1 protein-coding gene is annotated in these 754 nt (G+C 66.6%); it reads left to right on the forward strand.

Annotated features, from left to right (window positions below; genetic code table 11):
• Nucleotides 1-735, forward strand: a 735-nt coding sequence (locus tag ACYVLQ_RS31775; RefSeq protein ID WP_460701234.1) for a Mu transposase domain-containing protein, incomplete at its 5' end; no start/stop codon positions are given.
• Nucleotides 736-754 lie beyond the last annotated feature (19 nt).

Here is a 754-nt window from a genome sequence, read left to right on the forward strand (position 1 = left end):
AATTTCTTTGCCGGAGAACAGTTCCGGGATCTCGATGACTGCCGCGAACGCGCAGCGCGGTGGTGCCGGGAGACCGCGGGCATGCGGATCCACGGCACCACTCGATTACGCCCGGCCGAGGTGTTCGCCAGCGACGAGCACCCGAAGCTGAAACCGTTGCCCGACACGGTATTCGATATCCCGACCTGGGTGAATCCGAAGGTCGCCCCGGATAGGCATGTTCAGATCGCCAAGGCCCTCTACAGCATTCCCGGCGATCTGGTCGGGCAACGGTTGACCGCTCGCGTCGACACGGCCACGGTCAAGCTCTACTTCCGCGGCGAGCTGATCAAGGTCCATGCTCGCGTGCCTGCCGGTCGTCGGCAGACCGATCCGGCGGATCTGCCCAGCGAGCTGACCGCCTATGCGATGCGGGATCTGAATACGTTGCAGCGCAAGGCAGAAGCCGACGGCCCGCATGTCGGCGCTTATGCGGCGGCGGTGCTCGACCATCCGCTGCCCTGGACGAAGATGCGGCAGGTCTACCGGTTGCTCGGGCTGGTGCGCCGCCACGGCGCCGACGTCGTCGACGACGCCTGCCGCCGCGCCCTCGAAGCCGAGGTCGTCGATGTCGGTGTCATCGACCGCATGCTCACCCGCGGCACCACCAGCGGACAGCTGACGCTGCTGCCGCCGCCGGCCCCGTCCCGGTTCGTTCGTTCCACCACCGATTTCGCGGTCAGGAGGCCGTCATGAGCACAAACACTCGTCGTCC

This window comes from Nocardia thraciensis (assembly GCF_054782435.1).